Source organism: Mesorhizobium sp. BR1-1-15 (genome assembly GCF_020165475.1).
In the GTDB taxonomy this organism is placed as follows: domain Bacteria; phylum Pseudomonadota; class Alphaproteobacteria; order Rhizobiales; family Rhizobiaceae; genus Mesorhizobium.
In genome coordinates this window covers 52,619-77,275 of the sequence record NZ_JAIUIF010000014.1, presented here as the reverse complement: position 1 = coordinate 77,275, position 24,657 = coordinate 52,619, and the positions used below count along the sequence as shown (strand labels likewise).

Here is a 24,657-nt window from a genome sequence, read left to right as displayed (position 1 = left end):
GGTCGCCGGTGGACGCGATCGAAATTCTTCGCGTGCTGCACGGTCATCGCAATATCGAAGCCGAGGACCTTGGATCATAACCGATCCGGTCAGCCGCCGATCCTGTCCAGCGACGCCTCTATCGCCTTCCAGAGCTCTTCCACCGGCTCACAGCCTACAGAAAGGCGAACGAAGCCGGGCGATACCGCATCGCCGCGCTTCGAACGCCGCTCGGCGGAGGTGTGGACGCCGCCGAAGGATGTCGCGGCCTGCATCAATTCGCAGTTGTTGATGAAATTCTCGGCCTTCTGCTCCGAAGCGAGTTCGAAGGAAACAAGGAAGCCGAAGCGTTCCATCTGGGCACGGGCAAGATTGTGCGAAGGATCGCCTTCCAGGCCGGGATAGCGCAGGCCCGTGATCGCCGGGTGACCTTGCAGGCGCCGCGCGATCACTTCCGCCGAGGAGCACATGCGGTCGAAGCGCACGTCGAGCGTTTCGAGGCCACGATGCACAAGCCACGCTTCGAACGGCCCTGGAATGCCGCCGGACGTTTCGCGCCAATCCGTCACCGCGGCGATGATGTCGGCGTTGCGGCTCGCGACATGGCCGAACAGCACGTCGGAGTGGCCGTTGGGCGCCTTAGTGTCCGCGGCCATGACAATATCCGCGCCATGGTCGAGCGGGCGCTGGCCGAAAGGCGTCATGGTCGTATTATCAACGACAAGCAGTGCGCCCGCTTTGTGTGCGGCCGCAGCCACCGCCGCGATATCGCATATGTCCAGCCCCGGATTAGCGGGCGTCTCTACGAAAGCGAGACGATAGCCTTCGAAACCGCCATCGAGGAAGGTCGAGGTTGGCCTCACATCGTAGGCGATGCCGAGTGGTTTCAAGAAGCGTTCGGCCAGTGCCCTTGTCGTGTGATAGCCATCCGAAGGCAGAAGAATGCGGTCGCCGGTCTTGAGGACAGCGAAAAATGCCGCCGAAATCGCCGCCATTCCGGAAGGAAAGGCGACGCAGGGCGCGTCTTCCAGATGCGCCAGCATATGTTCTACCGCATCCCAGGTCGGATTGCTGAAACGGCCATACTGGTTGAAACCGGTGGCGTCGCCAGGCGCGTGAAAGATGGCAGCCATGGTGAGTGGCAGGGGGATGGAATCGCCGACGGCAAGTGCGTTGCGACGGAGGTGGGCAAGAGCCGCGGCGCGCGACCGTGCTGTTTCAGACATCGACATTCCAACCCTCTTGGTGACCCTGGACGTGTGGTGAGACGCTATGCCCGGCAACAGCTCGCGACAAGGCGCGTCCGGTTGGGCCAAGCGGCTCTAAACGCTTCGTTAGGCTTAATGATCCATAAAGACGAGACGTGTTTTCAAAGCCGCTTCCATCGGTCGCGACTGCATGTTGTGAAGCCTGTTCCCGTTGACGCCCATAACACCCCATGATATCCCATATCGATACCAAAGCCTTCGTTCCGCGTCAGAGTGAAGCGTACGCCAATCGGGCAGCCGCGGCGGCTGCGCGTTTGCCGGTTTTCGCCCCTGTCACGGAGGCGGGTTCAGGGCAGGGAACGCGTAGCGGTGGCGCGTGCAACACGACGAAGAGGGGTGCGGCGGCGCAAGCGGCCGTGACGTGTGATGGACCGGTTTCTGTCGAACACGGTGAGCAGGATCGATGCGAAGGGGCGGGTGTCCGTTCCTGCGCATTTTCGCGCCGTCGTTCAGAAACGCGGCTATTCGGATCTCTACGCGCTGCGTTGCCTGGATCTGCCGGCCATGGATGTCGGCGGGCCCGACCTGCTCGACCGCTACGAGCAGCGCATCGCGCTCGAGGATCCGTTCCAGCAGACGGCGGACGACATGTCGTTCTTCTGCCATGGCGACGGAACATTCCTGAAGCTGGACCAGGATGGTCGCATCACGATCAGCGACTTCATCCGCGAACATGCCGGCCTTTCGGCGGAAGTAGCCTTTGTCGGGCGCGGCAATTTCTTTCAGATCTGGGAGCCGGGACGGCTTGCGGCCTACGGAGCGCAGGCGCGGGCCCGGCTTTTGCAGCTTCGGCAGGGGACGAAGCCTGGGGAGCGACCGGAATGACGGTGGGCCACGGCGATGATATCAACGCCGTTGGCGGACCGGCCCGCCACATTCCGGTCCTCCTTGCCGAAGTGTTGCAGGCGCTCTCGCCAGCGGAAGGGGACGTCATCGTCGACGGCACGTTCGGCGCCGGCGGCTACACCAAGGCCATCCTGGCGGCCGGCGCGTCCGTGGTTGCCATTGATCGCGATCCGGATGCCATAGCGGCTGGTCGCAATCTCGAAGCCCAATCAGGCGGCCGCCTGCGATTGGTGCAGGCGCCATTCTCGATGCTGGACCAGCATGTCGAAAGTGCCGACGGCGTCGTGCTCGACATCGGCGTTTCCTCGATGCAGCTCGACCAGGCGGAGCGCGGGTTTTCGTTCCGCGTCGATGGGCCTCTCGACATGCGCATGGCGCAGGCGGGCCTCAGCGCCGCAGATGTCGTCAACAACTTCAAGCCGGGCGATCTTGCCCGCATCTTCGGCTTCCTCGGGGAGGAGCGCCACGCCGGGCGCATCGCGCGCATGATCGAAGCGCGTCGCGAAAAGCGTCCGTTCGAGCGCACGCTGGAGCTTGCCGACGCCATCGAGACGCATATCGGCCGGGCGCCGAAGGACAAGATCCATCCCGCCACCCGCGTCTTTCAGGCGCTGCGCATCTTCGTCAATGACGAGCTCGGTGAGTTGGCCAAGGCGCTGTTCGCCGCCGAGCGGGCGCTGAAGCCGGGCGGACGACTTGCCGTGGTGACATTCCATTCGCTGGAGGACCGCATCGTCAAGCGCTTCATTGCCGATCGCTCCGACGCCGCGAGCGGCTCGCGCCACATGCCGGAGGCACGGGCACGCAGTGCCACCTTCAGCAAGTCCGGCGGCGGCGTGACGCCGGGTGATGCCGAGACTGCGGCCAACCCGCGCGCCCGCTCGGCAAGGCTGCGCGCCGCCATCCGCACCGATGCGCCGGCGCGTGCCGTCGATTTTTCGATTTTCGGCCTTCCAAAACTTCCCGGCCCAAAACTTCCCGGCATCGAGCGGCCGGGGGAGAGGTAAGCACGTGTTTCGTTCCAGCGACATCGTCCTCATCGCCGTCATGGTCTCGGCGGCGGCCCTGACCTACAAAACCAAGCGCGAGGCCGAGGACCAATTGGCTGCAGTGCAGAAGATCCATGCTGAGATACGCTACGAGGAGGACACGATCGACCTGCTCAAGGCCGACTGGAGCCTGCTCACCCAGCCATCGCGGCTACAGAAGCTCGCCGAGCTCTACAAGTCGCAGCTTGAACTGGAGCCGGTCAGCGCGCACCAGATCGTCGGCCTCGGCGACCTGCCAGCCAAAACCCTCGACATCCAGGACATCCTGAACGGGCGCCAAGGCGGCATGGCAGACAATTCCGGCAACACACCCTCGGACGGCAAGGATCCCATCGTGACCGGAGGCATCGCCCAATGATCGGCAAACTGCTGAAACGTCGCCCCAGGGCCAGCGAAGACGGTTCAATCGTGGTCGATGGCGCCCGCAAGGCGACCGGAGGCAAGGGCAAGGCGCGCATCGTCATGACGATGGCGGTGTTCTTCGGTATCTTCTCGATCATTTCCGGGCGGCTTGTCTATCTCGGCTTCCAGACCCCCGACATGTCGGGCGGCCCGCAGAGCCGGGTGACGGCCTCGCGACCCGACATTGTCGACCGCAACGGCGAGGTGCTGGCGACGGACATCAAGACGGCATCGCTGTTTGCAGAGCCGCGCCGCATCGTCGACGCCGACGAGGCGATCGAAAAGCTGTCGACGGTGCTGCCGGAGATCGATTACGAGCAGACCTACCATAAGCTGAAGAGCGGCGCCGGCTTCGTCTGGCTGCAGCGGCAGCTGACGCCCAAGCAGCAGGCCGACATCATGCAGCTCGGCATTCCCGGTTTCGGCTTCCGCACCGAGAAGCGCCGTTTCTACCCCAGTGGTGAAACCTCGTCCTACATTGTCGGCCTGACCAATATCGACAATCAAGGCATCTCCGGCATGGAGAAATATATCGACGAGCAGGGCCTGAGCGATCTGCAGGCGTCGGGCCTGGCGGTGGCGAAGGATCTCAAGCCGGTGAAGCTCTCGATCGATCTGCGCGTCCAGCATGTGGTGCGCGACGAGATTGCCGCCGGCCTGGAGCGCTATCGCGCCATGGGCGCGGGCGCCGTCGTGCTCAACGTCAAGACCGGCGAAGTGGTGGCCATGGCCTCGGTGCCGGATTTTGATCCGAACAATCCCTACAATGCACAAGACAAGGACCGGCTGAACCGGATGTCGGCGGGGCTCTATGAGATGGGCTCGACCTTCAAGAGCTTCACATCGGCCATGGCGCTCGATTCCGGCAAGGCGACGATGGCGAGCCGCTTCGACGCTTCGCATCCAATCCGGGTCGGCCATCAGGCCATTCACGATTTCCACGGCAAGAACCGCGTGCTGTCGTTGCCGGAGGTGTTCCTCTATTCATCCAACATCGGATCGGCCAGGGAGGCCGAACTGGTCGGCATCGAGGCGCACCGCGAATTCCTGCATCGTCTTGGCATCTTGGACAAGATGCAGACCGAACTGCCGGAAGTTGCCCGTCCGACTGAGCCGAAGGTCTGGAAACAGGTCAACTCGTTCACCATCGCCTTCGGTCATGGCGTGTCGACGACGCCGTTGCAGGCGGCTGTCGGCTGCGCGGCGCTGATCAATGGCGGATATCTGATGGAGCCGACATTCCTGGTCCGCAGCCAGCAGGACGCGATGGCGGCGGCCAAGAAAGTGGTAGCCGACAAAACGGTCGAGGGCATGCGTTATCTCTACATGCTCAACGCCGAGAAGGGCTCGGCCAGAAATGCCAGGGTCCCCGGCTACCGCGTTGGCGGCAAGACCGGAACAGCCGAGAAGGTCATCAATGGCCGCTACTCGAAGGAGTTGAATTTCAATACGTTCGTCGCCGCATTCCCGATGGACGATCCGCAATATCTCGTGTTTACGATTGCCGATGCTCCGCACCCGGAAAAGCCGGGCATGACGGACGTCGCGGCCGCGAATGCCGGGGTCATGGCCGGCAATATCATCAGGCGTTCCGCAGCCATGCTTGGCGTGAAGCCAGATTTCAGCCATGAAAATGGTGCAACGCTGGTTTCCTATCAATGATTCTTAGGGCGCGCCGGCAACTGCGCGCTATTTTGTTGCGGTGAACGGAACTCGATGAAGCTCAAAAATCTAACCGGTATCCTGCCAGTCGAAGGAACAGCTTCCGCCGATCTGGAGGTTACCGGCATCTCTTCGGATTCCCGCCAGGTAAAACCCGGCGTCGTCTTTTTCGCGCTCGCTGGAAGCAAGGCGGATGGCGCCGCCTATGCCGCGGACGCCGCCGCACGAGGGGCTGCCGCCATCGTCGCGGGCAAGGACAGCGCCCTTGGGGGACTGCCGGTTCCAGTGTTGGCCGTCGATGACCCGCGCCTGGCGCTGGCCCTGAGCGCGGCCCGTTATTTCGGCAAACAGCCGCAGACGATGGTGGCCGTCACCGGCACCAGCGGCAAGACCTCGGTCGCCGCTTTCGTCAGGCAGATCTGGGAGCAGGCCGGCTTTGCCGCGGCCTCGATCGGCACCACCGGCGTGGTGGCGCCGGGCCGCAACGATTATGGCTCGCTGACGACGCCAGATCCCGTCGCCTTGCATCAGCTGTTGCTTGAACTGGCGGACGCCGGCGTCACCCATGCCTCCATGGAGGCCTCCAGCCATGGTCTCGACCAGCGCCGTCTCGACGGCGTCAGGCTGGCCGCCGGCGGCTTCACCAATCTCGGCCGCGACCACATGGACTACCATCCGACGGTCGAGGACTATCACCGGGCCAAGCTGCGTCTGTTTGATGCGCTGCTGCCGAAGGGCGCGCCGGCCGTGATCTTCGCCGACGATCCGTGGTCGGCGCCAACCATCCAGGCGGCGAAGGCCGCAAGGCTCGGCGTGCTGACGGTCGGCCGCCACGGCGATTTCCTGACGCTGAAGCGGGTCGAGCATGAGCGCCACCGCCAACGTGCCGAGGTCGAGGCCGACCGGATGCTCTACGAGATCGACCTGCCGCTGGCCGGCGATTTCCAGATAGCCAACGCGCTGGTTTCGGCCGGGCTTGCCATCTCCACGGGAACGCCAGTCGCCAAGGCCTTGAAGGCATTGGAGAAACTCAAGGGCGCACCCGGCCGGCTCGACCTTGTCGGGACGACTGCAAACGGCGCGCCGGTCTATGTCGATTATGCGCATAAGCCGGACGCGCTGGAAAACGTGCTTGCCTCGGTGCGCCCGTTCACTACCGGCCGGGTCATCGTCGTGTTCGGCTGCGGCGGCGACCGCGATCGCGGCAAGCGGACGATCATGGGCGAGATCGCGACGCGGCTCGCCGACGTCGTCATCGTCACCGACGACAATCCGCGCTCGGAAGTGCCGGAGACGATCCGGGCCGCGATCCTTGCCGCCGCTCCCGGCGCGATCGAGATCGGTGACCGGCGCGCGGCGATCCACGAGGCCGTTGCCATGTTGCATGCCGGGGACACGCTGATCGTGGCCGGCAAGGGTCATGAGGAAGGCCAGACGATCGGCACCGAGACCCTGCATTTCTCCGACCACGAAGAAGTCCGTGCCGCGCTGCTGGAGCGTGCCGCATGAATTTGCTGTGGACATCCGAGACGCTGGTCGCCGCCATGGACGGACGACCGATCGGACCGATGCCGGACGGCGTATCGGGCATTTCGATCGACAGCCGCAGCCTTCAGCCGGGCGACGCCTTCTTCGCCATCAAGGGCGAGGCGATGGACGGCCATGATTTCGCGACCGCCGCCATCAAGGCCGGAGCCGGGGTGCTGGTCGTGGCCGAAGGCAAGCTGCCGTCGCTTGGCCGGCTGACGGCGCCGATGATCGTCGTCGAGGACGTGCTGGTGGCGCTGGAAAAGCTCGGTGTCGCATCGCGGGACCGTTCCCAGGCCAAGATCATCGCGGTGACCGGTTCGGCGGGCAAGACGACCACCAAGGAAGCGCTGCGCCACGTGCTGTCGGCGGTCGGCAAGGTGCATGCCTCGGCGCAGTCGTTCAACAACCATTGGGGCGTGCCGCTCACCTTGGCGCGCATGCCGGCCGATTGCGACTATGCCGTGTTCGAGATCGGCATGAACCATCCCGACGAGATCAGGCCGCTGGTCAAGATGGTAAGGCCGCATGTCGCCATCGTCACCATGATCGCGGCGGCGCATCTCGGCTTCTTCCGCAATCTGGACGAGATCGCCAAGGCGAAGGCCGAAATTTTCGAAGGGCTGGAACCTGGCGGCGCGGCGATCCTCAACCGCGACGACGCGCGTTTCAAGCTTCTCGACAAGATGGCGCACGCCGCCGGCGTCGAGCATGTCTATGGGTTCGGCGAGCACGCGCGCTCAACCTTCAGACTGGTCAAATGCGAGGTCCATGCCGATCATTCCGACATTGCCGCCAGGATCGGCGGTCACGAGGTGACGGCTCGCATCGGCGCGCCCGGCCGCCACATGGTGCAGAACATTCTGGCGGTCCTCGGCGCGGCCCGTCTGGTCGGCGCCGATCTCGACAAGGTTGCCCTGGCGCTGGCCGATCTCTCGGCTGAGCGCGGCCGCGGCAAACGCCATGTGCTGCATCATCCCGGCGGCCCGACTTCAAGCCACCCCGGTGGACCGATCACGCTGATCGACGAAAGCTACAACGCCAACCCCGCCTCGATGGCGGCCGCCATGGCGCTGCTCAACGCGACGCCGGTGACGGGCGAAGGCCGCCGCATCGCCGTGCTGGGCGATATGCTGGAGCTAGGCGAGTATTCGGCCAAGCTGCATGCTGCACTTGCCGGTCTCATCGTCGGCACCGGCACGCAGACCGTCTTTCTCGGCGGGCCGGAGATGCGGGCGCTGGCGGAAGCGCTGCCGGGCGAGATCAGGACGGAATACCGCGCCGGCGCCGAAGAATTGAAGCCGGTGCTGCTTGCCGCGCTGAGGCCAGGCGACGTGGTGATGATCAAATCGTCGAAGGGCATCGGCTTTGCAAAGCTGGTCGATGCGTTGCTGGGCAAGTTCCCGGCTGAAACGACAATCGGCAAACAGACCTAGGGTCAAGTCGGGGACGAAAAGCGCATGTTCACACTGCTCGTCGATTTCGCGGACAAGATCTCGGTCTTCAATGTCTTCCGCTACATCACCTTCCGTACCGGCGGGGCGCTGATCACCTCGGCGCTGATCGTCTTCATCTTCGGGCCGACCATCATCAATTCGCTCAGGTTGCGCCAGGGCAAGGGCCAACCGATCCGCGCCGACGGGCCACAGACCCATTTCAAGAAGGCCGGCACGCCGACCATGGGCGGACTGATGATCCTGTCCGGCATCATCGGCTCATCGTTGCTGTGGGCGAACCTGTCGAGCATCTATGTCTGGGTGGTGCTGTTGGTGACGCTGGGCTTCGGCTCGATAGGTTTCTACGACGACTATCTGAAGGTGACGAAGCAGTCGCATCTCGGCTTTTCCGGCAAGGCGCGGCTGGCGCTCGAATTCGTCATCGCCGGCATCGCCGCCTGGGCGATCATGCATAATGGCCAGGCGCCGTTCTCCTCGTCGCTGACATTCCCCTTTGCCAAGGAATTCCTGATCAATCTCGGCTGGTTCTTCGTTCCGTTCTCCTGCTTCGTCATCGTGGGAGCGGGCAATGCGGTGAACCTCACCGACGGCCTGGATGGCCTGGCGATCGTGCCGATCATGATCGCGGCGGCGTCCTTCGGCGTCATTGCCTATCTCTCCGGCAATGCTGTGTTCGCCGAGTATCTGCAGATCCATTTCGTGCCCGGCACCGGCGAACTGGCTGTTGTGCTTGGTGCTGTCATCGGCGCCGGCCTCGGCTTTCTCTGGTTCAACGCGCCGCCGGCGGCGATCTTCATGGGCGACACCGGCTCGCTGGCCATGGGCGGGCTGATCGGCACCGTTGCGGTCGCCACCAAGCACGAGATCGTGCTGGTCATCGTCGGCGGTCTGTTCGTGGTCGAGATCCTGTCCGTCATCATCCAGGTCGGCTACTTCAAGATGACCGGCAAGCGTGTGTTCCTGATGGCGCCGATCCATCATCACTTCGAAAAGCTCGGCTGGACCGAAAGCCAGGTGGTGATCCGCTTCTGGATCATCGCCGTCATCCTGGCGCTGGTCGGCCTTTCCACCCTCAAGCTCAGATAGGCGCGCCCCGTGATTCCCGCCGCATCCTTTGCAGGCAAGCGTGTTTCGCTCTTCGGGCTCGGCGGCTCGGGGATCGCGACGGCACGCGCGTTGATCGAGGGCGGTGCAGAGGTGCTCGCCTGGGACGATAATCCAGGCAGTGTCGCCAAGGCGGCCGAAGCGGGTATTGCAACCGCCGACCTGCGTGGCGCCAACTGGGCCGGTTTCTCAGCTTTCGTGCTGTCGCCCGGCGTGCCGCTGACGCATCCCAAGCCGCACTGGACGGTGGAACTGGCGCGCGGTTCGGGTGTCGAGATCATCGGCGACGTCGAGCTTTTCTGCCGCGAGCGGACACTCGGCGCGCCAGCAGCCCCATTCATCGCCATCACCGGCACCAACGGCAAGTCGACGACCACGGCGCTGACGGCGCATATATTGAAGGCTTCCGGCCGCGACACGCAGATGGGCGGCAATATCGGCCGCGCCGTGATGACGCTCGATCCGCCGCAACCCGACCGGCACTATGTCGTCGAATGCTCGTCCTACCAGATCGACCTCGCACCATCGATCAATCCGACGGCCGGCATCCTGCTCAATTTGACGCCGGATCACCTCGACCGTCACGGCACCATGCAGCATTACGCTTCGATCAAGGAGCGGCTGGTTGCCGGCAGCGAGACCGCGATCGTCGGCATCGACGATTCCTGGTGTGCGCAGATTGCCGAACGGCTGGAGCGGGCGGGGCGGCACGTCATCCGCATTTCGAAGCGGCTGCCGCTGACCGACGGCTATTTCGCCGATGGCACCAATTTGATGGAAGCGGTGCATGGCCGCTACAGCCGGGTCGCCTTCCTCGAAGGCATCGGCTCGCTGCGCGGGCAGCACAATGCGCAAAACGCGCTTGCCGCGGTGGCCGCCTGCCTCAAGGTCGGGCTCGACCTCGGCGAGATCCAGTCCGGACTGGAAAGCTTTCCGGGCCTGGCGCATCGCATGGAGCAGGTCGGCCGCAAGGACCACGTGCTGTTCGTCAACGATTCCAAGGCGACCAACGCCGATGCGGCGGCACCCGCGCTGTCGAGCTTTCCACGCATCTACTGGATCGCCGGCGGCCTGCCCAAGGAAGGCGGCATCGAGCCGCTGCGCGGCTTCTTCCCGCGTATCGCCAAGGCCTATCTGATCGGCGAGGCAGCGCCGGCCTTTTCGGCGACGCTGGGCGAGGCGGTGCCGTATGAGATATCGGGCACGCTTGCAGCCGCGGTCGAGCATGCCGCGCATGATGCGGCCAAGGACGATGGCGGCGAGGCGGTGGTGCTGTTGTCGCCGGCCTGCGCCAGTTTCGACCAGTTCAAGAATTTCGAGGTCCGCGGCGAAGCCTTCAGGCAAGCTGCGAATGCTATCGAGGGCGTCAAACCCATCGGAGGGGCACGATAATGCAGAGCCGTCTCGACAAAAGCCCGGTTGCGACCTGGTGGTGGACCATCGATCGCTGGTTCCTGGCGGCGTTCCTATCGCTGATGGGGCTGGGCATAGTCTTGTCCTTCGCCGCAAGTCCCGCGGTCGCCGAACGCATCGGCCTCGACAGTTTTCACTTCGCGACCAGGCAGATCATCTTCACCGTGCCGGCGCTCGGCGTGATGCTGGCGGTGTCCTTCCTCGATTCCAGAGAGATCCGGCGCATGGCGCTGATTATGCTGTGCCTGATGCTGGTACTGATGGTGGCGGTGCTCTACATCGGCGTCGAGGTGAAAGGCGCGCGGCGCTGGGTGTCGCTTGCCGGCCTGTCGATCCAGCCCTCGGAGTTTTTGAAACCCGCCTTTGTCATCATGTGCGCCTGGCTGTTCGCCGAACACAAGCGCCAGCCCGACATTCCGGGCAATCTCTTCGCCATGTTGCTCTTGGTGCTGGTCGTGTCGCTGCTGGTGGCGCAGCCGGACCTCGGCCAGACCATGCTGACGACCGGCACCTGGGGGATCATGTTCTTCATGGCGGGGCTGCCATGGCTGTGGATCGTCGTGCTGGGTGCCGCCGGCGTCGGTGGCGTCTTTGCCGCCTATACGGTATTTCCGCACGTCGCCCTGCGTATCGACAAGTTCCTCACTGGCGAAGGCGACACGTTCCAGGTCGATATGGGCCGCGACGCATTGATCAATGGCGGCTGGTTCGGCGTCGGACCGGGCGAGGGCACCGTCAAGCGGGTCATCCCCGACAGCCATGCCGACTTCGTCTTTTCGGTCGCGGGCGAGGAATTCGGACTGATCATGTGTTTCTTCATCATGTCCATCTTCGCCTTCATCGTGCTGCGCGGCCTCAACACGGCGCTGAAGGAGCATGACGATTTCACCCGCTATGCGGTCGGCGGCCTCGTCACCGTGTTTGGCCTGCAGGCAGTCATCAACATGTGCGTCAACCTGCAACTGGTGCCTGCCAAGGGCATGACGCTGCCGTTCATCTCCTATGGCGGCTCTTCGCAGATTGCCATCGCCATCTCGATGGGAATGGTGCTGGCGCTGACGCGCAAGCGGCCGGAAAAGCGCAAGCAGGTTGGCTTTACCTTGCCGCAGCGCGCCATGCCGGCGGGGTGACATGGCCAGAGGTGTTATCCTTCTCTCGGCGGGCGGAACCGGCGGACATCTGTTTCCGGCCGAGGCGCTGGCGCATGAGTTGAACGCGCGTGGCTGGACGGTGCATCTGGCGACCGACGACCGTGCTGAGCGCTTTGCCGGCCACTTCCCGGCCGCCGCCATCCACCCGATCCAGTCCGCGACGCTGGGCTCGAAAAATCCTGTTGCCCTGCTTGGTGCTTTCTGGAAAATCTGGCGCGGCGTGCGCCAGGCGTCCGCCATCATCGGCAGGATCAAGCCCGATACCGTGGTCGGCTTTGGCGGATATCCGACCTTGCCGCCGCTCTACGCCGCGACGCGGCGCAAGGTACCGACGCTGATCCACGAGCAGAACGCTGTGATGGGACGCGCCAACCGGGCGCTGGCCAGCCGCGTCGATGCGATTGCCGGTGGCTTCCTGCCGCAAGACGAAAGCGCCGTCGGCGCCAAGACGGTGACGACAGGCAATCCGGTCCGCCCACAGGTGCTCGAAGCCGCAAAGACCGCCTACGCCGCCTCGGCCGGGAACGATCCCTTCCGCCTGCTGGTGTTCGGCGGCAGCCAAGGCGCGCAGTTCTTCTCCGATGCGGTGCCGGCGGCCGTTGCCTTGCTCCCCGACGCCCTGCGCAAGCGGCTGGTGATCACGCAGCAGGCTCGGGCCGATGATGTCGGGCGGGTGAAGGCGGCCTATGCAGCGCTTGGCGTCGGTGTCGAGGTCTCGCCCTTCTTCAGCGATATGGCGGCGCGCATAGCGGCCGCACAGCTGGTGATGTCGCGCTCCGGCGCGTCGACCGTCTCGGAAATCGCCGTCATCGGGCGACCGGCGCTGCTGGTGCCCTATCCCTATGCGCTCGATCACGACCAGGCCGCGAACGCAGCCGCTCTTGCGGCCGCCGGCGGTGGCGAGGTGGAGCCGCAATCCTCACTTTCGCCCGAGCGCATCGCGGCGTTGATCGGCGCCCTGATGGCCGAGCCCGAACGGCTCACGGCAATGGCTGCCGCGGCGAAGTCGGTCGGCAAACCGGATGCCGCACGGTTGCTCGCCGATCTCACAGAGGCTATTGCGTCCCGCAAAACCGTTTCGGATTTTAAGAAGGGAACGCACGCATGAAGATGCCGCAGACCATAGGCCTCGTGCATTTCATCGGCATTGGCGGCATCGGCATGAGCGGCATCGCCGAAGTGCTGCACAATCTCGGCTACAAGGTGCAGGGGTCCGACCAGGCCGACAGCGCCAATGTGCAGCGGCTGCGCGACAAGGGGATCGAATGCTTTGTCGGCCACAGGGAAGAAAACCTCGGCGATGCCGAAGTGGTGGTTGTCTCGACGGCTATCAAGAAATCCAACCCCGAACTGAAGGCGGCACGGGAGAAATTGCTGCCGATCGTGCGCCGCGCCGAAATGCTGGCCGAACTGATGCGCTTCCGCCAGGCAGTGGCGATCGGCGGCACGCACGGCAAGACGACGACGACCTCGATGGTAGCGACGCTGCTCGAAGCCGGCGGGCTCGACCCGACCGTCATCAATGGCGGCATCATCAACGCCTATGGCACCAATGCGCGCATGGGGGACGGCGAGTGGATGGTGGTCGAAGCCGACGAGAGCGACGGGACCTTCCTCAAGCTGCCGGCCGATATCGCCGTCGTCACCAATATCGATCCCGAACATCTCGATCACTACGGCAGTTTCGAGAAGGTGCGCGAAGCCTTCCGCCAGTTCGTCGAGAACGTGCCGTTCTACGGCTTCGGCGTCATGTGCACCGACCACCCGGAGGTGCAGGCGCTGGTCGGCCGAATCGAGGATCGCCGCGTCATCACCTATGGCGAGAACGCGCAGGCCGACGTGCGCTTCACCAACCATCGCATGGCCGGCGCGACCTCGGAATTCGACGTGGTGATCCGCGACCGCAAGGGACGCGGCCAGACGACGATATCGGATCTGCGCCTGCCGATGCCCGGCCGCCACAACGTTTCCAATGCGACGGCGGCGATCGCGGTGGCGCATGAGCTCGGTCTGTCGGCCGAGGCGATCAAGAAAGGCCTGTCGTCCTTCGCCGGCGTCAAGCGTCGCTTCACCCAAACCGGCTCCTGGAATGGCGTCGAAGTGTTCGACGATTACGGCCACCATCCGGTCGAGATCGCTGCGGTGCTGAAAGCCGCGCGCAGCGCCACCAAGGGCCGCGTCATCGCCATTGCCCAGCCGCACCGTTTTACCCGGCTGCATGATCTGTTCAATGAGTTCTCCGCCTGCTTCAACGACGCCGACACGGTGATGGTGGCGCCGGTCTACGCCGCCGGCGAGGAGCCGATCGAAGGCGTGACCTCGGATGCGCTGGTGTCGCGCATCCGCGCCGGGGGCCATCGCGACGCGCGCTACATCGAGGGTCCGGAAGCAATAGCGCCTGTTGTCCGTGATCTGGCCAGGCCCGGCGACTTCGTCGTCTTCCTCGGCGCCGGCAACATCACGCAATGGGCCTATGCGCTGCCCAAGGAGCTGGCCGTCTCATGATGCAGGGCCAGGCGCTGATCGACAGACTTGGCGGCCGGCTTGCCGGCCTGCGCGGCCGCATCACGCCGAATGCCGAGATGGACAAGATCACCTGGTTCCGCGCCGGAGGACTGGCCGAGGCGCTCTTTCAGCCAGCGGACGAGGCGGATCTCGCTGCTTTCCTGAAAGCGGTTCCCGAAGAGATACCGCTGACCATAGTCGGCGTCGGCTCGAACTTGCTTGTGCGCGATGGGGGTATTCCGGGTTTCGTCATAAGGCTGTCGGCCAAGGGGTTCGGTGAAACCGAAATTGTTTCGCCGACATCGATCAAGGCTGGCGCGGCCACGCCCGACAAGCGCATCGCCGCGGTGGCGCTGGAAGCCGGCATCGGCGGCTTCCATTTCTACCACGGCATACCGGGCGCCATCGGCGGGGCGCTGAGGATGAACGCCGGCGCCAATGGCGTCGAGACGCGCGAGCGCGTCGTCGAGGTGCGTGCGCTCGACCGCAAAGGCAACGTCCAGACGCTGAGCAATGCCGATATGGGCTATGCCTACCGGCACTCGTCGGCACCGTCCGGGCTGATCTTCACCTCGGCGATTTTCGAGGGCTTTGCCGAGGACAAGGCAGTGATCAAGGCGGCGATGGACGCGGTGCAGAACCATCGCGAGACGGTGCAGCCGATCCGCGAGAAGACCGGTGGCTCGACCTTCAAGAATCCTGAAGGCACCTCAGCCTGGAAAGAGATCGACAAGGCCGGGTGCCGCGGCCTGCTGATCGGCGGCGCGCAGATGTCGCCCATGCACTGCAATTTCATGATCAACACCGGGACAGCGACCGGCTACGAACTCGAATATCTCGGCGAAACGGTGCGCACGCGGGTGCTCGAACATTCCGGCATCCGGCTGCACTGGGAGATCAAGCGCATCGGGGACTTCCGCCCCGGACACGCCGTGCAGGAGTTTCTTGGACAGCTGCTCTAGCCGCGGTTGAAGTTCATGTGATGCATGAACTTCAACGGGTCAGGAATGACCGCGCGACCGTTGCTCCAAAGACTCAACAGCACGGTTTTCGCCTCCATTTTCTCAGAAAGTGAATCTCTCGGAATCATAAGCACTTGCCAGTGAATCAACTCTCTGATTCTCTGCTCCAAAGCGTTTCCTGATTTGAGTCGTTCGACGCGTTTCCCGCGTTTTCCGTCTGGGGGGGCAACCTGCCGGGAGACTCGGACTCAATGTTGCGGAAATCTTGGTTTTTGATCCGCCGTGAGAGGGGATGACGGGGAATGAAAAACAAGCATGTGGCCGTCCTGCTGGGTGGTTTCTCGTCCGAGCGGCCCGTGTCCCTGTCTTCGGGGAAGGCCTGTGCCGATGTGCTTGAGACGGAAGGCTATCAAGTCACGCGCGTCGACGTTGGGCGCGACGTCGGCTCCGTGCTTGCCGATCTCAGGCCCGATGTCGCCTTCAATGCGCTGCATGGTCCTTTTGGCGAGGACGGCACCATTCAGGGCATTCTCGAATATCTCGGCATTCCCTACACCCATTCCGGCGTGCTCGCCTCGGCGCTTGCGATGAACAAGGAGCAGTCGAAGAAAGTCGTGAAATTGGCCGGCGTTCCCGTCGCCGAATCGAAGGTCGCCAATCGCTTCGCCATTCAGAACAACCATCCGATGAAGCCGCCCTATGTGGTGAAGCCGGTCAATGAGGGGTCAAGCTTCGGCGTCGTGATCGTGCATGAGGGGCAGTCGCATCCGCCGCAGGTCATCGGCTCGTCCGAGTGGAAATATGGCGATGCCGTCATGGTCGAGCGCTACATCCATGGGCGCGAGCTGACCTGTGCCGTCATGGGCGACGTGGCGCTTGGCGTCTGCGAAATCATCCCGACGGGCCATTCGTTCTATGATTATGATTCAAAATATGTCGCGGGCGGATCAAAACACGAATGCCCCGCAAAAGTTTCACCGAATATTTACCAAAAAATACAGACACTGGCGCTCAAGGCTCACCAAGCTGTCGGCTGTCGGGGCGTTTCCCGGTCGGACTTCCGTTATGACGATCGTCACTCCGAAAATGGCGAGGTTGTATGGCTCGAGGTCAATACTCAGCCGGGCATGACGCCGACGTCTCTGGTGCCTGAAATCGCCGCCCAGGCAGGGCATTCGTTCGGCGATCTGTTGAGTTGGATGGTGGAGGACGCTTCGTGTCTGCGTTGAAGTGGGGGCAGGGCAAGGGGAAGGGCGCGGCCGGGCCGGCGCTGTTCAGCCTGCCATTGTCGTTCGACCATTTCGTGCTGCCGCGCGTGCTTCGCCGCCCGGTGCGTATCCTGGCGCGTCTGGGCGAGGGCGAATTCCAGGCGCCGCGCTTCTCCGCCGCGATCATGTCGGCAGTGCTCATTGCTTCGAGCGGCGCCTATGGCGCCTATCTCGGCGGTCATGCCGACGGCATCGTCCAGAGCATCACCGCCCGGACCGGCTTTGCCGTCGACCAGGTCAAGGTGGTCGGCAATCGCCAGACGTCCGAGATCGATATTCTCGACAGGCTCGAGCTCGACGGCTGGACGTCGCTGATCGGCTTCGATGCCGAGGCGGCGCGGGAACGCATCGCCACCTTGCCCTGGATCGAGGTCGCCGCGGTGCGCAAGGTCTATCCGCACACGTTGGAGGTGCGCGTCGAGGAGCGTCAGGCGTTCGCGCTTTGGCAGCAGGGCAGCGATCTCTCCGTCATCGAAAAAGACGGTGCCGTTATCGCGCCGTTCTCGGGTGGCAAGCAGGTGCTGCTGCCATTGCTGATCGGAGCCAGCGCGCCGGCCAAGGCGCCGGAATTCCTGGCGAAGATCGAAAAATACCCGGATCTCGCGACCCGCATCAGGGGCTATGTCCGTGTCGGCGATCGGCGCTGGGACCTGAAGCTGGACAATGGCATCACCGTCAAGCTCCCCGAGGATGGCGAGGATCAGGCACTCGCCGAACTCGTCGGCATGGACCACGACAAGGGGCTGTTGTCGCGCGATATCGCGGCCGTCGATATGCGGCTGTCGGACCGGCTGGTCGTGCAGCTGACGCCGGAGGCGGTGACCCAGCGCGAAGCCGCGCTCAACGAGAAACCGAAAACGCTGAAGCGCAAGCCGGAGACGAAGATATGAGCTGGCTTGGCGGTTCAGGCGATGCCTCGTCGCGCCGCTCCGGCACCTTGACGGTGCTGGATGTCGGTTCGAGCAAGGTCTGCTGCATGGTGGCGAAGCTGAAGCCGTGCGATGACGGCAAGCTGCTGCGCGGACGCTCGCACCGCATCCAGGTGATCGGCATCGGCCATCAGAAGTCGCAGGGCGTCAAATCGGGCGTCGTCATCGATCTCGATCGTGCCGAACATGCCATTCGTCTCTCCGTCGACGCCGCCGAGCGCATGGCCGGGCTGACGGTCGATTCGCTGATCGTGAACATGACCGCCGGCCGGCTGAAGAGCGAAGCTTTCTCGGCAACCATCAATCTCGGCGGCCATGAGGCCGACGAGGCCGACATCAAGCGGGTGCTCGGTGCCGGCGCCAAGCAGGCGCTGAACACGGAGCGCGAGGTGGTCCATTCGCTCCCCGTCGGCTTTTCGCTCGACGCTGAGCGCGGCGTGCGCGATCCGCGCGGCATGGTCGGCGACACGCTTGGCGTCGACATGCATGTGCTGACCGGCGACGCCGCTCCGATGCGCAACCTGGAGCTCTCCATCAACCGCTCGCATCTTTCGGTCGAGCGCATGGTGGCGACGCCCTATGCCAGCGGGCTGGCGGCATTGGTCGACGACGAGCTGGAACTGGGCGCCGCCTGCATCGATATGGGCGGCGGCACGACGACGATCTCGGTGTTTTCGGAAGGCAAGTTCGTCCATGGCGACGCCATCGCCATCGGCGGCAACCACGTCACGCTGGACATGGCCAAGGGACTGTCCACCTCGCTCGATGCCGCCGAACGGCTGAAGGTGATGCACGGTTCGGCGTTGCCCGGCAGCGCCGATGACCGCGACCTGGTCTCGATCCAGCCGATCGGCGACGAGGGCGAAGTGCCGCTCCAGATTCCGCGCTCCGTCATGACGCGTATCGTGCGCGCCCGCATCGACGAGACGCTCGAGCTTTTGCGCGACCGGCTGAACAAGTCCGGCTACGGCAATGCGGTGGGCAAGCGCGTGGTGCTGACCGGCGGCGCCAGCCAGCTTGCCGGCCTGCCGGAAGCGGCGCGCCGCATCCTGGGGCGCAATGTGCGCATCGGCCGCCCGCTCGGCGTGGCGGGCCTGCCCGAAGCGGCGAAGGGGCCGGCCTTCTCGGCGGCCGTCGGTTTGTTGATCTATCCGCAGATGGCGAGCTTCGAGAGCCATCCGGCGAAAGGAATTTCCGGTCTCAGGATGACTGGAACAGGCGGAAAACTGCATCGCATGAGTCAGTGGTTGAGAGACAGTTTCTAATTGACGGGGACAGCCCCATAAGTGGCCGCGGCGGCGAAGCGGCAGGAAAGGCAAAGGACGGAGACAATGACCATCAATCTGCAAAAGCCGGACATCACCGAGCTTAAGCCACGCATCACCGTGTTCGGCGTCGGCGGCGGCGGCGGCAACGCCGTCAACAACATGATCACCGCCGGTCTGCGCGGCGTCGAGTTCGTTGTCGCCAACACCGACGCGCAGGCGCTGACCATGTCGAAAGCCGACCGGCTGATCCAGCTCGGCGCGCATGTCACCGAGGGGCTCGGCGCCGGATCGCAGCCGGAAGTCGGCCGCGCGGCGGCGGAAGAATGCATCGACGAGATCATCGATCACCTGTCCAACACCCATATGTGCTTCGTCACCGCGGGCATGGGCGGCGGCACGGGCACGGGAGCGGCGCCGGTCGTGGCGCGCGCCGCCCGCGAGAAGGGCATCCTCACTGTCGGCGTCGTCACCAAGCCGTTCCATTTCGAAGGCCAGCGCCGCATGAAGACGGCGGATTTCGGCATCGAGGAATTGCAGAAATGCGTCGACACGCTGATCGTCATCCCTAACCAGAACCTGTTCCGGCTGGCCAATGACAAGACCACCTTCGCCGACGCGTTCGCCATGGCTGACCAGGTGCTCTATTCGGGTGTAGCCTGCATCACCGACCTGATGGTCAAGGAAGGCCTGATCAATCTCGACTTCGCCGACGTTCGTTCGGTGATGCGCGAGATGGGCAAGGCGATGATGGGCACCGGCGAGGCATCGGGCGAGGGCCGCGCGATGGCGGCCGCGGAAGCCGCGATCGCCAACCCGCTGCTCGACGAGACCTCGATGAAGGGCGCCAAGGGCCTGCTGATCTCGATCACCGGCGGCCGCGACCTGACGCTGTTCGAAGTCGACGAAGCGGCGACCCGCATCCGCGAGGAGGTCGACCAGGACGCCAACATCATCCTCGGCGCCACTTTCGACGAGGAGCTCGAAGGCGTCATCCGCGTCTCGGTTGTCGCCACCGGCATCGACAAGTCGGCGGCCGAAATCGCCGCCGCGCCGATCTCGATCCGCACCGCGCCGCAGAAGCCGGCCGCCCGCCCGGCCGTTGCCGCGGCGGAAAGCCGCCCCGCGCCGGTCCAGCAGGCTGCGTACGAGCCGCGCGCCGCCGATCCGGTCGCGGAAGCGATCCAACTGGCCGAAGCAAACGCCGCGGCGATGGCGCAAGCCCGTCCGGCGCCGGTTGCCCATGCGGATGATTTCCGTCCGCAGAGCAAGATCTTCCAGGCTCCGCCGGCGCAGCCGCAACCGATGGTGCAGCCCGTGGTCCAGCAGATGCAGCCGGCGCCTCAGCCGCGCGAGATCCTGCGCGAAGTCCAGCAGCCGGTCGCGATGGCTCCCCAGCGCATGCCGCGCGTCGAGGACTTTCCGCCTGTCGTGAAGGCCGAGGTCGACGCCAAGAGCCGCCCGGCCGACCATGAGAACAGCGGACCGATGGGGCTCTTGAAGCGTCTGACCAACGGCCTGACGCGCCGCGAGGAAGAGCCTGCACGCCTGCAGCCGGCGCAGCCGCGCGAGCCCAAGCTGCGTCAGGCCGCACCGGAAGTGCGCCGTCTGGCAAGCCAGGACGCGCAGCTCTACGCGCCTCGTCGCGGCCAGCTCGACGACCAAGGCCGCCTGACGCCGCAGGCCAGGGCGACTCAGGAGGACGACCAGCTGGAAATTCCGGCGTTCCTGCGTCGCCAGGCCAACTGAGCGGTTAACGGGCTGTAACAATTGTTAACAGGCAAGCAAGGAATTGCTTGCCTGTTAACGTTTAAAAGAATGCAAATTCAAGCACTTAAGAGGCTATCCATATGTCGGTTGCGGTTACAAAGAGTAAGAAACCGTGATTTGGACTATCCCTGACGGGACATTATCTTCGCTGCCTACCGTCGTCGGTTTGCCGGGATTTCGGGGGAAGTGACCTGGCCAGCCGATTTTTACAAGAGAGCCGCGCCCCTCGGGCTGGAGAAGCGGACCTAGGCATTTTGGGCTTATGGGGATTGTCTTGCACGACTATCAGACGACAGTGAAGACGCGCGCGTCGCTTACGGGCACCGGCGTTCACAGCGGCAAGGAAGTTTCCATCAGCTTTCTCCCGGCGGATGCCGACACCGGCATTGTTTTCCAGCTTTTTAGTGAGAACGGGCAAGGTCGCGAGTTCCGCGCCCTGTTTTCCGAGATCGGCGCAACCGACCTGTGCACCATGCTCGGTGATCCCTCTGGCGAGCACATCGCCACGGTCGAGCACATCATGGCGGCGCTGTTCGGGCTCGGCATCGACAATGTCATCATCGAGATCGACGGCCATGAGGTCCCTATCCTCGACGGCAGCGCCATGGCGTTCGTCGAGGCCATAGACCAGGCCGGCATCGAAACGCTGTCGGTCAAGCGGCGCTACATCCGGATCGTCAAGCCGGTCCGCATCGAGAACGGCGCCTCCTGGGCTGAGTTCAGGCCCTATGACGGCACTCGCTTCGAGGTCGAGATCGATTTCGAAAGCCCGGCGATCGGCCGGCAGCTGTTCGCGTCCGACATCAATGCGGACATTTTCCGCCGCGACATCGCGCGCGCCCGCACCTTCGGCTTCATGAAGGACGTCGAGCGGCTGTGGGCCGCCGGCTATGCGCTGGGATCCTCGCTTGAGAATTCGCTGGTCATCGGTGACGACAACCGCGTCATCAACATGGGCGGCTTGCGCTACCCCAACGAGTTCGTACGCCATAAGACGCTGGACGCCATGGGCGACCTGGCACTGGCTGGGGCCCGCTTCATCGGCTGCTTCCGCTCCTATCGTGGCGGCCATAGGCTGAATGCGGCCGCCTTGCGGCGCGTGCTGTCGGACCGTACCGCGTTCGAGATCGTCGAAACGACCCGCCGCGAGCGCGGCCGTGCGGCCGAGATGAGCGCCGTCAACGCGCCTCTCTATGCGCCCTGGATGATCTGAGTCGCCGCCACTTTCCGGATGCCATCGCAGCTCGCTGGTGTTGCATGAATGCATCATTTGCCGGCGAAATCGCAGGGATGCTCCGGCGCGGCCCGGCCGCCACAAAAATGTTCGATTGCCTAGACATAGCGTTGCCGGGCAAGGCGGTTATGGTTTATGGCTGCTGCCGTCGATAGTGCATGTCGCCTGGAAGTGGGGACCAGTTTTGGGGAAACGATATGCAACAGGCACTGAAATAACGCCGAAAGGGCGCAATCCAATCATGTTCTTCAAGCGAGTCGGTCAATTGAAAGCGCCGCAGCGGTCCGTTTTCCTGGCGCTTTCGGTGGTTGCTCCATCGCTCTTGCTGTCTGCTTGCATGTCGTCGGAAAAAGATATCGACCTGTCGACCTATGTCGACCAGACCGAACCGGCCGACGTTCTCTACAACCAAGGGCTCGCCAATCTGAATGCCGGACGCCTCGACGAGGCGAGCAAGAAGTTCGACGCGGTCGACCGCCAGCATCCTTATTCGGAGTGGGCCCGCAAATCGATGGTGATGGGCGCGTTCGCCGACTATCGCAAGGGCAGCTACGACGAAGCGATCTCGTCGGCCAAGCGTTATCTGACGCTGTATCCGTCAACGGATGACGCGGCTTATGCGCAGTACATCATCGGCCTTAGCTACTACCGCCAGATCAAGGACGTGACGCAGGATCAGAAGGAAGCGCGCCAGACCGTGCAGACCATGCAGGATCTCGTGACGCGCTGGCCTAATTCAGAATATGTCGATGACGCCAAGGAAAAGATCCGCTTCGCCAACGACCAGCTCGCCGGCAAGGAGATGCAGATCGGCCGCTATTATCTCGAACGTCGCGAATACATCGCCGCGGTCAAGCGTTTCCGCAATGTGGTCGAGAATTATTCCAACACCCGCCACGTCGAGGAGGCGCTGGCGCGCCTGACCGAGAGCTATTATGCGATGGGCCTGACTTCGGAGGCGCAGACCGCCGCCGCCGTTCTCGGCACCAATTATCCCGACAGCCCATGGTACAAGGATTCCTACAAGCTCCTGCAGAGCAACGGGCTTGCGCCGCGCGAGAATGCCGGCTCGTGGATATCCAAGGCCGGGAAACTGATCACCGGCGCCTGATGCAGGCGTAACGATGCTTTCCAGGCTGTCGATCCGCGATATCGTCCTGATCGAGAAGCTGGATATCGACTTCCAGCCCGGTCTCTCGGTGCTGACGGGCGAGACCGGCGCCGGAAAATCCATCCTGCTCGACGCCCTGTCGTTGGCGCTTGGGGCTCGCGGTGACGCTTCCCTGGTGCGCCACGGCGCGGCACAGGGCCAGGTGATTGCCGTGTTCGACGTGCCGCGCAACCATCCGGTGCGCGCGCTGCTTGCCGAGAATGCCATCGAGGACGACGGCGACATCATCCTGCGCCGCTTGCAGACGGCGGACGGCCGCACTCGCGTCTTCGTCAACGATCAGCCGTCCAGCGTGACGCTGATGCGCGACGTCGGCCGCGCGCTGGTCGAGATCCACGGCCAGCATGACGAACGCGCCCTTGTCGATCCCGGCGCGCATCGCGACGTGCTCGACGCCTTCGGCGGCCATCTCGGCGTCGTCCGGTCGACGGCCGAGGCCTGGCGGCACTGGCGCGCCTGCGAGCAGGAGCTCTCGCGCCATCGTGCCAAGGTGGCGGCGGCGGCGCGCGAAGCGGACTACCTGCGCGCAGCGGTCACGGAGCTGACCAAGCTCGATCCGCAGCCGGGTGAGGAGACTGAGCTTGCCGACTTGCGCGCCCACATGATGCGGGCCGAGAAGATCGCCTCCGAAATCCACGACGCGCAGGACGTGCTTTCGGGTCCATCCTCGCCCTTGCCGCAACTGGCCAGCCTGCTCAGGCGGTTGCAGCGCAAGGCCGGCGAGGCCCCCGGGCTGCTCGACGAAGTGGTCAAGTCGCTGGATGAGGCGATGCTGTCGCTCGACGCGGCGCAGTCGGGTGTCGAGGCGGCTTTGCGCGCCACCGAATATGATCCACAGCGGCTGGAAAAGGCGGAAGAGCGATTGTTTTCGCTGCGCGCGGCAGCGCGCAAGCACAGCGTTGCCGTCGATGATTTGGCGCAATTGCGCGACACGATGGTTGCCGATCTTGCCGATCTCGATGCCGGCGAGGAGCGCCTTCATGGGCTGGAAAAGCAGGCGGCCGCAGCGCGCGAAGCCTATGACATCGCTGCCGCGCAGTTGTCCTCGCTTCGCCATGCCGCGGCGGTCGGCCTGACCAAGGCCGTGATGGCCGAACTGCCGGCGCTGAAGCTCGAACGCGCCGCCTTCATCGTCGAGATGAAGAGCGAGGCCGAGAGCCGCATGGAAGAGGGCATCGACCAGATCGAGTTCTGGGTGCGCACCAATCCCGGCACGCGACCCGGGCCGATGATGAAAGTTGCTTCCGGCGGCGAGCTTTCGCGCTTCCTACTGGCGCTGAAGGTGGCGCTGGCCGACCGGGGCTCGGCGCCAACGCTGGTCTTCGATGAAATCGACACAGGGGTGGGCGGCGCCGTCGCGGATGCCATCGGCCAGCGGCTGGCAAGATTGTCCAGGCGCGTGCAGGTGCTCTCGGTCACCCATGCGCCGCAGGTGGCGGCCCGCGCGGCGACGCACTTCCTGATCTCCAAGTCCGGCAGCACCGACAAGGTCGCGACCGGTATCGCCGAAATGGACCGGGCGGCGCGCCAGGAAGAGATCGCGCGCATGCTGGCCGGCGCCACCATCACCGACGAAGCGCGCGCGGCCGCCGAGAGATTGCTGCGGGAGAATACGGCGGCTGCCTGAAAGCTCGTTTCCCGTGAAGGCGAGTCAGGATATGGCTGCATCCTGCTGTTCAGGAATGATTTTTTCGC

Annotated in this window: 20 protein-coding genes; 19 read left to right on the top strand and 1 reads right to left on the bottom strand. The window is 64.1% G+C overall.

Annotation, left to right across the window (positions count from 1 at the left end; genetic code table 11):
- Nucleotides 1–89: 89 nt before the first annotated feature.
- Nucleotides 90–1,205: a cystathionine gamma-lyase gene (locus tag LB541_RS21865; RefSeq protein WP_224619579.1), complete on the bottom strand. Its 1,116-nt coding sequence runs from the start codon at nucleotides 1,203–1,205 to the stop codon at nucleotides 90–92.
- A 408-nt stretch (nucleotides 1,206–1,613) separates the two neighbouring features.
- On the opposite strand from LB541_RS21865, the gene mraZ reads away from it, so the two are divergent.
- The 19 genes from mraZ to recN all read left to right on the top strand — a co-directional run bounded on the left by mraZ (nucleotide 1,614) and on the right by recN (nucleotide 24,589).
- Nucleotides 1,614–2,072 (top strand): division/cell wall cluster transcriptional repressor MraZ, encoded by a 459-nt coding sequence (gene mraZ / locus LB541_RS21860; RefSeq protein WP_140495198.1) that lies wholly within the window; start codon nucleotides 1,614–1,616, stop codon nucleotides 2,070–2,072.
- Nucleotides 2,069–3,100 (top strand): 16S rRNA (cytosine(1402)-N(4))-methyltransferase RsmH, encoded by a 1,032-nt coding sequence (rsmH, locus tag LB541_RS21855; protein ID WP_140567380.1) that lies wholly within the window; start codon nucleotides 2,069–2,071, stop codon nucleotides 3,098–3,100. Before mraZ ends, rsmH begins: the two co-directional genes overlap by 4 nt.
- A 4-nt stretch (nucleotides 3,101–3,104) precedes the next feature.
- The gene (locus tag LB541_RS21850; RefSeq protein WP_140495202.1) at nucleotides 3,105–3,500 is read left to right on the top strand and encodes a hypothetical protein; all 396 of its coding nucleotides are present in this window, start codon (nucleotides 3,105–3,107) and stop codon (nucleotides 3,498–3,500) included.
- Nucleotides 3,497–5,206 (top strand): peptidoglycan D,D-transpeptidase FtsI family protein, encoded by a 1,710-nt coding sequence (locus LB541_RS21845; protein ID WP_140495205.1) that lies wholly within the window; start codon nucleotides 3,497–3,499, stop codon nucleotides 5,204–5,206. The genes LB541_RS21850 and LB541_RS21845 overlap by 4 nt, the downstream gene beginning before the upstream one ends.
- Nucleotides 5,207–5,260: 54 nt before the next feature.
- Entirely contained in the window at nucleotides 5,261–6,715 is a 1,455-nt protein-coding gene (locus tag LB541_RS21840) for a UDP-N-acetylmuramoyl-L-alanyl-D-glutamate--2,6-diaminopimelate ligase (protein ID WP_224619576.1), read from the top strand.
- The gene (locus LB541_RS21835; protein WP_140685484.1) at nucleotides 6,712–8,169 is read left to right on the top strand and encodes a UDP-N-acetylmuramoylalanyl-D-glutamyl-2,6-diaminopimelate--D-alanyl-D-alanine ligase; all 1,458 of its coding nucleotides are present in this window, start codon (nucleotides 6,712–6,714) and stop codon (nucleotides 8,167–8,169) included. The genes LB541_RS21840 and LB541_RS21835 overlap by 4 nt, the downstream gene beginning before the upstream one ends.
- Nucleotides 8,170–8,193: 24 nt before the next feature.
- Entirely contained in the window at nucleotides 8,194–9,276 is a 1,083-nt protein-coding gene (mraY, locus tag LB541_RS21830) for a phospho-N-acetylmuramoyl-pentapeptide-transferase (protein ID WP_140495211.1), read from the top strand.
- Nucleotides 9,277–9,285: 9 nt separating this feature from the next.
- Nucleotides 9,286–10,686, top strand: coding sequence for a UDP-N-acetylmuramoyl-L-alanine--D-glutamate ligase (murD, locus tag LB541_RS21825; protein ID WP_140648703.1), 1,401 nt, complete (start codon nucleotides 9,286–9,288; stop codon nucleotides 10,684–10,686).
- Nucleotides 10,686–11,837, top strand: a complete 1,152-nt coding sequence (gene ftsW, locus LB541_RS21820) for a putative lipid II flippase FtsW (protein WP_140648704.1) — start codon at nucleotides 10,686–10,688, stop codon at nucleotides 11,835–11,837. The genes murD and ftsW overlap by 1 nt, the downstream gene beginning before the upstream one ends.
- 1 nt (nucleotide 11,838) lies before the next feature.
- Nucleotides 11,839–12,966 (top strand): undecaprenyldiphospho-muramoylpentapeptide beta-N-acetylglucosaminyltransferase, encoded by a 1,128-nt coding sequence (murG, locus tag LB541_RS21815; RefSeq protein ID WP_140557537.1) that lies wholly within the window; start codon nucleotides 11,839–11,841, stop codon nucleotides 12,964–12,966.
- Nucleotides 12,963–14,363, top strand: a complete 1,401-nt coding sequence (murC, locus tag LB541_RS21810) for a UDP-N-acetylmuramate--L-alanine ligase (protein WP_140495219.1) — start codon at nucleotides 12,963–12,965, stop codon at nucleotides 14,361–14,363. Before murG ends, murC begins: the two co-directional genes overlap by 4 nt.
- Nucleotides 14,360–15,325, top strand: coding sequence for a UDP-N-acetylmuramate dehydrogenase (gene murB / locus LB541_RS21805; protein ID WP_140495221.1), 966 nt, complete (start codon nucleotides 14,360–14,362; stop codon nucleotides 15,323–15,325). The genes murC and murB overlap by 4 nt, the downstream gene beginning before the upstream one ends.
- A 302-nt stretch (nucleotides 15,326–15,627) precedes the next feature.
- Entirely contained in the window at nucleotides 15,628–16,554 is a 927-nt protein-coding gene (locus LB541_RS21800) for a D-alanine--D-alanine ligase (protein ID WP_140516593.1), read from the top strand.
- Nucleotides 16,542–17,483, top strand: coding sequence for a cell division protein FtsQ/DivIB (locus LB541_RS21795; protein WP_224619574.1), 942 nt, complete (start codon nucleotides 16,542–16,544; stop codon nucleotides 17,481–17,483). The genes LB541_RS21800 and LB541_RS21795 overlap by 13 nt, the downstream gene beginning before the upstream one ends.
- Nucleotides 17,480–18,787 (top strand): cell division protein FtsA, encoded by a 1,308-nt coding sequence (ftsA, locus tag LB541_RS21790; protein WP_224619573.1) that lies wholly within the window; start codon nucleotides 17,480–17,482, stop codon nucleotides 18,785–18,787. The genes LB541_RS21795 and ftsA overlap by 4 nt, the downstream gene beginning before the upstream one ends.
- A 66-nt stretch (nucleotides 18,788–18,853) precedes the next feature.
- Nucleotides 18,854–20,536 carry a cell division protein FtsZ gene (gene ftsZ / locus LB541_RS21785; protein WP_140672397.1) on the top strand — a complete coding sequence of 561 codons (1,683 nt, stop codon included), beginning with the start codon at nucleotides 18,854–18,856 and terminating at the stop codon, nucleotides 20,534–20,536.
- 283 nt (nucleotides 20,537–20,819) lie between these two features.
- Nucleotides 20,820–21,770, top strand: a complete 951-nt coding sequence (gene lpxC, locus LB541_RS21780) for a UDP-3-O-acyl-N-acetylglucosamine deacetylase (protein WP_140495231.1) — start codon at nucleotides 20,820–20,822, stop codon at nucleotides 21,768–21,770.
- Between the two features lie 262 nt (nucleotides 21,771–22,032).
- Entirely contained in the window at nucleotides 22,033–22,902 is an 870-nt protein-coding gene (locus LB541_RS21775) for an outer membrane protein assembly factor BamD (RefSeq protein ID WP_224619571.1), read from the top strand.
- 13 nt (nucleotides 22,903–22,915) lie between these two features.
- Nucleotides 22,916–24,589, top strand: a complete 1,674-nt coding sequence (gene recN, locus LB541_RS21770) for a DNA repair protein RecN (RefSeq protein WP_224619568.1) — start codon at nucleotides 22,916–22,918, stop codon at nucleotides 24,587–24,589.
- The last annotated feature ends 68 nt before the right edge of the window (nucleotides 24,590–24,657 follow it).

What these genes read in the sequence shown, in the direction of transcription:
- mraZ (WP_140495198.1), top strand. Translation starts at nt 1,614, where the DNA reads ATGGACCGGTTTCTGTCGAACACGGTGAGCAGGATCGATGCGAAGGGG.
- LB541_RS21800 (WP_140516593.1), top strand. Translation starts at nt 15,628, where the DNA reads ATGAAAAACAAGCATGTGGCCGTCCTGCTGGGTGGTTTCTCGTCCGAG.
- recN (WP_224619568.1), top strand. Translation starts at nt 22,916, where the DNA reads ATGCTTTCCAGGCTGTCGATCCGCGATATCGTCCTGATCGAGAAGCTG.
- mraY (WP_140495211.1), top strand. Translation starts at nt 8,194, where the DNA reads ATGTTCACACTGCTCGTCGATTTCGCGGACAAGATCTCGGTCTTCAAT.
- murG (WP_140557537.1), top strand. Translation starts at nt 11,839, where the DNA reads ATGGCCAGAGGTGTTATCCTTCTCTCGGCGGGCGGAACCGGCGGACAT.
- LB541_RS21840 (WP_224619576.1), top strand. Translation starts at nt 5,261, where the DNA reads ATGAAGCTCAAAAATCTAACCGGTATCCTGCCAGTCGAAGGAACAGCT.
- LB541_RS21835 (WP_140685484.1), top strand. Translation starts at nt 6,712, where the DNA reads ATGAATTTGCTGTGGACATCCGAGACGCTGGTCGCCGCCATGGACGGA.
- LB541_RS21865 (WP_224619579.1), bottom strand. Translation starts at nt 1,205, where the DNA reads ATGTCTGAAACAGCACGGTCGCGCGCCGCGGCTCTTGCCCACCTCCGT.
- LB541_RS21775 (WP_224619571.1), top strand. Translation starts at nt 22,033, where the DNA reads ATGTTCTTCAAGCGAGTCGGTCAATTGAAAGCGCCGCAGCGGTCCGTT.
- LB541_RS21845 (WP_140495205.1), top strand. Translation starts at nt 3,497, where the DNA reads ATGATCGGCAAACTGCTGAAACGTCGCCCCAGGGCCAGCGAAGACGGT.
- lpxC (WP_140495231.1), top strand. Translation starts at nt 20,820, where the DNA reads ATGGGGATTGTCTTGCACGACTATCAGACGACAGTGAAGACGCGCGCG.
- ftsW (WP_140648704.1), top strand. Translation starts at nt 10,686, where the DNA reads ATGCAGAGCCGTCTCGACAAAAGCCCGGTTGCGACCTGGTGGTGGACC.
- ftsZ (WP_140672397.1), top strand. Translation starts at nt 18,854, where the DNA reads ATGACCATCAATCTGCAAAAGCCGGACATCACCGAGCTTAAGCCACGC.
- rsmH (WP_140567380.1), top strand. Translation starts at nt 2,069, where the DNA reads ATGACGGTGGGCCACGGCGATGATATCAACGCCGTTGGCGGACCGGCC.
- ftsA (WP_224619573.1), top strand. Translation starts at nt 17,480, where the DNA reads ATGAGCTGGCTTGGCGGTTCAGGCGATGCCTCGTCGCGCCGCTCCGGC.
- murB (WP_140495221.1), top strand. Translation starts at nt 14,360, where the DNA reads ATGATGCAGGGCCAGGCGCTGATCGACAGACTTGGCGGCCGGCTTGCC.
- murC (WP_140495219.1), top strand. Translation starts at nt 12,963, where the DNA reads ATGAAGATGCCGCAGACCATAGGCCTCGTGCATTTCATCGGCATTGGC.